Consider the following 5,098-nt stretch of genomic DNA (forward strand, 5'->3'; position numbering starts at 1 on the left):
CCGTGGTGATGCGGAACAGCATACCGGGATCGAGGACGACGGTGATGCCCTGCGCGCCGGTCGACGCCTCGGCGGTCAGCGCGAGGAAATAGGCCTGGATCGCGGTGAGCAGCACGGTGCCGTAGCGCGTATATTGGTTGAGCTTCTTGCGCCCGCTTTCGCCCTCTTTCTTGAGCGCGGCGAGGCTGGGCGCCAGCGCCGAGGCGAGCTGCACGACGATCGACGCCGTGATATAGGGCATGACGCCGAGCGCGATGATGCTGAGGCGCTCGAGGCTGCCGCCCGAGAAGGTGTTGAAAATGTCGAGGACGCCGCCCGAGGCAGCCTGCTTGTAAGCCTGCGCCAGCGCGACGGGATCGACACCCGGCAGCGGCACGAAGGACAGGAAGCGGAAAACGATCAGCGCGCCGATCGTGAACCAGATGCGGTTCTTGAGTTCGGTCGCCTGGCCGAATTTCGAAAAGTTCAGATTCTGGGCGAGCTGGTCGGCGCGAGAGGCCATAAGATCTTTCCTCAGTGGTCGGACCGCGCCCCCGCGACCCGGCGCCTATGTGCGTTCGCCATGGTCGAAGCGCAAGGGGAAAGGCCCATATTCAAATGCGTCGAAGGCGGATCGACCCGTGCCGACCCGCCTTCAGGTGCATTACGCCTTTTTGGCGGCGGCTTCGGCCTTGCGCTTGGCTTTCTTGCCATCGGTCGCTTCGGCCTTGGGTTCGGGCAGTTCGACCTTGCCGCCAGCCTTTTCGACCGCTTCGATCGCGCCCTTCGACGCGCCGGCAACGGCAAAGTTCAGCTTGGCGGTGAGTTCGCCCTTGGCGAGGAGGCGGACGCCGTCCTTGCCGCCGCGGGCCACGCCGGCGGCTTTGAGCGCGGCATGGTCGATCACGGCCTTGGCATCGAGCTTCTTCGCATCGACCAGCTTCTGGATCATGCCCAGGTTGACGATGGCATAGTCGGTGCCGAAGATGTTGTTGAAGCCGCGCTTCGGGATGCGCATGTGGAGCGGCATCTGGCCGCCTTCGAAGCCGTTGATGGCGACACCGCCACGCGATTTCTGGCCCTTCTGGCCGCGACCGGCGGTCTTGCCCTTGCCCGAGCCGATGCCGCGTCCGACGCGCATCCGGCCCTTGCGGGCGCCTTCATTGTCGCTGAGTTCGTTGAGCTTGATAGTCATGTTGCACTCGCTTTCGCTTTGTTCGCGCTATGGTCCGATCCCCTTGGCAGGGAGTCAGTCCGGTTCGATTTCACTCGATGGCTGAAAGCCGGGGTAATCCCCGGCCTTGTCCATCACGATGGCCTGCGCGACATAGCCGCGGCCATCGACGCAGGTGATCGACGGGCTGCCGTGGAGCTGCCACCCCCGGTTGAGCAGCCCTTCGACGCGGGCGCAAAAAGCGCTGTCGTCGGGGCCGGTCAACAGGCGGTAGAGCTTCATCGCAGCTTAGCCTTCGACCACTTCCACCATGTGCGGAAGCTTGCGGATCATGCCGCGCACTTCCGGGGTGTCGACCAGTTCGACCTCACGGCGCATCTTGCCCAAGCCGAGGCCGGTCAGGATGGCGCGCTGGCTCTTGGGACGACGGATCGGCGAGCCGATCTGGCGGATCTTGATCTTCTTGTCAGCCATGGTCTTACTCCGTCACCGCGGCGGCTTCGGCCTCGGCAGCGCGGTCGGACACGCCGCTGCGCTTGATGAGGTCCGACACCTTCTTGCCGCGACGCTGCGCAACCGACTTCGGGCTGGTCTGTTCGCCCAGCGCCTCGAAGGTCGCGCGGATCATGTTATAGGGGTTCGAGGTCCCGTTCGACTTGGTCACCACATCGGCGACGCCGAGCGATTCGAACACGGCGCGCATCGGGCCACCGGCGATGATGCCGGTACCGGCGGGCGCCGAGCGGAGCGTGACCATGCCGGCGCCGAAATGGCCGAGGCCATCATGGTGCAGCGTGCGGCCATCGCGCAGCGGAACGCGGATCATCGACTTTTTCGCGGCAGCGGTCGCCTTCGAAATGGCTTCGGGCACTTCGCGCGCCTTGCCATGTCCGAAACCGGCGCGGCCCTTGCCGTCGCCGACGACGACGAGCGCGGCGAAACCGAAGCGCTTGCCGCCCTTCACCGTCTTTGACACGCGGTTGATGTGGACGAGCTTTTCGATCAGCTCTTCGCCGCCATCCTCGTCGCGCGGGCGACGATCGTCGCGGCGACCACGGCCACCGCCGTCACGACCACCACGGCCCCCATCGCGTCCACCGCCACCACGGCCCCGGCGCGGAGCCTGGTTGGTGTCGGTCGTCGCCTCGGGCGCGCCTTCGACGTTCTGTACTTCGTCAGCCATATTAGAACTCCAATCCGCCTTCGCGAGCCGCGTCGGCCAGCGCCTTGATGCGCCCGTGGAACAGGAAACCGCCGCGGTCGAACACGACCTGGGTCACGCCGGCCTTCTTGGCGGCGTCGGCGAGGCGCTTGCCCACGTCAGCCGCAGCAGCCGTGGTTGCGCCGGTCTTGCCGCGGACATCCTTGTCGAGCGTCGAGGCCGCAGCCAGCGTCTTGCCGGCGGCGTCATCGATGAGCTGCGCATAGATGTGACGGCCCGAACGGTGCACCGACAGACGAGCGCGGCCACCCGCGCGCTGGCGGAGGGCGGTACGGACGCGTTGGCGGCGTTTTTGGAAAGGGGTAAGATGTGCCATGGCTTACTTCTTCTTGCCTTCTTTGCGGAAGATATACTCGCCGCGATATTTGATGCCCTTGCCCTTATAGGGTTCGGGCTTGCGCCAACGACGGATTTCCGCCGCGACCTGGCCGACTTGCTGCTTGTCGATACCGCTGATCTCGATCGTCGTGTTGTCCGGCGTCTTGATCTCGATGCCTTCCGGCACCGCAAAATCGACATCATGGCTGTAGCCGAGCTGCAGCTTGAGCGTCTTGCCCTGCGAGTTGGCGCGATAGCCGACGCCTGTGATCTCGAGGACTTTGGTGAAGCCCTCGGTCACGCCGGTGATCAGATTCTGCACCAGCGTCCGCTGCATGCCCCAGAAAGCGCGAGCTTCGCGGGTGCTGTTCGCGGGCTGCACCGAGATGCTGCCTTCGGCAACTTCATAGGTGATGAGGTCGGACAGCGGCATCGCGAGAGTGCCCTTCGGACCCTTCACCGACAGCTGGCCGTCGTCGATCGCAGCGGTCACACCGCCGGGGATCGCTACTGCCTTTTTACCAATACGCGACATCAGAACACCTCCGCCAGCACTTCGCCGCCGACATTATGTTCGCGGGCTTCGGCGTCCGACAGAACGCCGCGCGGGGTCGACACGATGGTGATGCCCAGGCCGTTGCGCACGATCGGCAGTTCTTTCGAACCCGAATAGACGCGGCGGCCCGGCTTCGAAACGCGCGCCACATGGCGGATCGCCGGCTGGCCTTCGAAATATTTCAGCTCGATGCGGATGCCCTTGTGCTGGCCCTTGGCGCCCAGCGCTTCTTCGCTGTAGCCGCGGATATAGCCTTCGCGCTGGAGAACATCGAGAACGCGGACGCGCAGGGTCGAGGCCGGCGTCAGGACGCTGTCCTTCTTCGCCTGCTGGCCGTTGCGGATGCGGGTGAGCATATCACCCAGAGGATCGGTCATTGCCATCTTGCGTCTTCCTTACCAGCTCGACTTCACAACACCGGGGATCAGGCCCTTGTTGGCCAGATCGCGGAGCTGGATACGGCAAAGCCGGAACTTGCGATAATATGCGCGCGGACGACCGGTCATCTCGCAGCGGTTGCGGATGCGGGTCGGGTTGCCGTTGCGCGGAACTTCCGCCATTTTCAGGCGCGCGATCAGACGCTCGCCATCGTCGAGCGACGTGTCCGCCGCAATCGCCTTCAGCTTCGCATAACGGCCGGCATATTTCTTCACCAGCTTCTTGCGACGCTCATTCTTGTTCACGGAACTCAGTTTCGCCATGACTTAAGTTCTCTTTCCTTCTTGAAAGAGCCTGCCTGGTCCCAAAGGGATCAGGCGGCTTCCTTTTCCTGCGCTTCGATCGGGAAGGGGAAGCCGAACAGCTTGAGCAGTTCGCGGGCTTCTTCGTCCGTACGGGCGGTGGTGGTGACGATCACGTCCATGCCGCGCACCTGGTCGATGCGGTCATAGTTGATCTCGGGGAAGATGATCTGCTCTTTCAGGCCCATGGCATAATTGCCACGGCCGTCGAAGCTGGTCGCCGACACGCCGCGAAAGTCGCGGATACGCGGCATGGCGATCGTGATCAGCCGGTCGAGGAATTCATACATGCGTTCGCGGCGCAGGGTGACCTTGCAACCGATCGGCATGCCTTCGCGCAGCTTGAACTGGGCGATCGACTTCTTGGCCTTGGTCACGACAGGCTTCTGACCGGCGATGAGTTCCATCTCGGCAGCGGCCGATTCGACCTTCTTTTTGTCCTGCGTGGCTTCGCCGACGCCCATGTTGAGCGTGATCTTTTCGATCTTGGGCACTTCCATCGCATTTTTGTAACCGAATTTCTCGGTCATCGCCTTGACGATCACATCGTCATAGCGGGTGCGCATGCGCGGGGTATAATTGTCAGCCACTGATCGTCTCCCCGGACTTCACGGCCACGCGGACCTTCTTGCCGTCCTTGGTTTCAAAACGCACGCGGGTGGGCTTGCCCGACTTGGGGTCGGCCAGCGCGACCTTGCTCGCGTGCAGCGGTGCTTCCTTGCGTTCCAGGCCGCCCTGCGGATCCTGTTGGCTCGGCTTCTTGTGCCGCGTGATGATGTTGACGCCCGCGACGATCAGCTTGCCGTCTTTCGGCAGGCTCTGCGTCACTTCACCGGTCTTGCCCTTGTCCTTGCCGGACAGGATGACAACCGTGTCGCCCTTCTTGATTTTCGCCATACCCATGGTCAGAGCACCTCCGGCGCCAGGCTGATGATCTTCATATAGCCACGGCCGCGCAGTTCGCGGACGACGGGGCCAAAGATACGCGTGCCGATCGGCTCTTCATTCTTGTTGACGAGCACGGCGGCGTTGGTGTCGAAACGGATCACCGAACCGTCGGCGCGGCGCACATCCTTGCGGGTGCGAACGATGACGGCGCGATGCACGTC

Annotated in this window: 12 protein-coding genes; all 12 read right to left on the bottom strand. The window is 63.5% G+C overall.

Annotation, left to right across the window (positions count from 1 at the left end):
* The coding region (locus ACREB7_RS20475) for a preprotein translocase subunit SecY (protein WP_431594102.1) at nt 1-502 on the bottom strand (502 nt) is incomplete at its 3' end.
* A gap of 141 nt (nt 503-643) precedes the next feature.
* Nucleotides 644-1,174, bottom strand: a complete 531-nt coding sequence (rplO, locus tag ACREB7_RS20480) for a 50S ribosomal protein L15 (protein WP_431594103.1) — start codon at nt 1,172-1,174, stop codon at nt 644-646.
* Nucleotides 1,175-1,228: 54 nt separating this feature from the next.
* On the bottom strand, nt 1,229-1,435 hold the full coding sequence (locus ACREB7_RS20485; protein WP_431594104.1) for a DUF1737 domain-containing protein: 207 nt from the start codon (nt 1,433-1,435) through the stop codon (nt 1,229-1,231).
* Between the two features lie 6 nt (nt 1,436-1,441).
* Nucleotides 1,442-1,627 carry a 50S ribosomal protein L30 gene (gene rpmD / locus ACREB7_RS20490; protein WP_054589700.1) on the bottom strand — a complete coding sequence of 62 codons (186 nt, stop codon included), beginning with the start codon at nt 1,625-1,627 and terminating at the stop codon, nt 1,442-1,444.
* Between the two features lie 4 nt (nt 1,628-1,631).
* A complete protein-coding gene (rpsE, locus tag ACREB7_RS20495; RefSeq protein WP_431594105.1) occupies nt 1,632-2,336 on the bottom strand; it encodes a 30S ribosomal protein S5 in 705 nt (234 codons plus the stop codon).
* 1 nt (nt 2,337) lies between these two features.
* On the bottom strand, nt 2,338-2,691 hold the full coding sequence (gene rplR, locus ACREB7_RS20500) for a 50S ribosomal protein L18 (protein WP_431594106.1): 354 nt from the start codon (nt 2,689-2,691) through the stop codon (nt 2,338-2,340).
* 3 nt (nt 2,692-2,694) lie between these two features.
* Nucleotides 2,695-3,228: a 50S ribosomal protein L6 gene (gene rplF / locus ACREB7_RS20505; protein WP_431594107.1), complete on the bottom strand. Its 534-nt coding sequence runs from the start codon at nt 3,226-3,228 to the stop codon at nt 2,695-2,697.
* Complete coding sequence (gene rpsH / locus ACREB7_RS20510) at nt 3,228-3,632, bottom strand: 30S ribosomal protein S8 (RefSeq protein ID WP_054589697.1); 405 nt, start codon at nt 3,630-3,632, stop codon at nt 3,228-3,230. Before rpsH ends, rplF begins: the two co-directional genes overlap by 1 nt.
* 12 nt (nt 3,633-3,644) lie before the next feature.
* Nucleotides 3,645-3,950: a 30S ribosomal protein S14 gene (gene rpsN, locus ACREB7_RS20515; protein ID WP_077145774.1), complete on the bottom strand. Its 306-nt coding sequence runs from the start codon at nt 3,948-3,950 to the stop codon at nt 3,645-3,647.
* A gap of 50 nt (nt 3,951-4,000) precedes the next feature.
* Nucleotides 4,001-4,579 (bottom strand): 50S ribosomal protein L5, encoded by a 579-nt coding sequence (gene rplE / locus ACREB7_RS20520; protein WP_431594108.1) that lies wholly within the window; start codon nt 4,577-4,579, stop codon nt 4,001-4,003.
* A complete protein-coding gene (rplX, locus tag ACREB7_RS20525) occupies nt 4,572-4,892 on the bottom strand; it encodes a 50S ribosomal protein L24 (protein ID WP_431594109.1) in 321 nt (106 codons plus the stop codon). The genes rplE and rplX overlap by 8 nt, the downstream gene beginning before the upstream one ends.
* Before the next feature lie 2 nt (nt 4,893-4,894).
* A partial coding sequence (locus ACREB7_RS20530; protein ID WP_431594110.1) for an uL14 family ribosomal protein occupies nt 4,895-5,098 on the bottom strand: 204 nt, incomplete at its 5' end.

Origin of the sequence: Sphingopyxis sp. (assembly GCF_050725615.1) — a bacterium.
Lineage (GTDB): Bacteria > Pseudomonadota > Alphaproteobacteria > Sphingomonadales > Sphingomonadaceae > Sphingopyxis.

Coding starts and splice junctions, on each gene's coding strand:
- ACREB7_RS20485 (WP_431594104.1), bottom strand. CDS start 1,435: ATGAAGCTCTACCGCCTGTTGACCGGCCCCGACGACAGCGCTTTTTGC.
- rpsE (WP_431594105.1), bottom strand. CDS start 2,336: ATGGCTGACGAAGTACAGAACGTCGAAGGCGCGCCCGAGGCGACGACC.
- rplO (WP_431594103.1), bottom strand. CDS start 1,174: ATGACTATCAAGCTCAACGAACTCAGCGACAATGAAGGCGCCCGCAAG.
- rpsN (WP_077145774.1), bottom strand. CDS start 3,950: ATGGCGAAACTGAGTTCCGTGAACAAGAATGAGCGTCGCAAGAAGCTG.
- rpsH (WP_054589697.1), bottom strand. CDS start 3,632: ATGGCAATGACCGATCCTCTGGGTGATATGCTCACCCGCATCCGCAAC.
- rplF (WP_431594107.1), bottom strand. CDS start 3,228: ATGTCGCGTATTGGTAAAAAGGCAGTAGCGATCCCCGGCGGTGTGACC.
- rpmD (WP_054589700.1), bottom strand. CDS start 1,627: ATGGCTGACAAGAAGATCAAGATCCGCCAGATCGGCTCGCCGATCCGT.
- rplR (WP_431594106.1), bottom strand. CDS start 2,691: ATGGCACATCTTACCCCTTTCCAAAAACGCCGCCAACGCGTCCGTACC.
- rplX (WP_431594109.1), bottom strand. CDS start 4,892: ATGGGTATGGCGAAAATCAAGAAGGGCGACACGGTTGTCATCCTGTCC.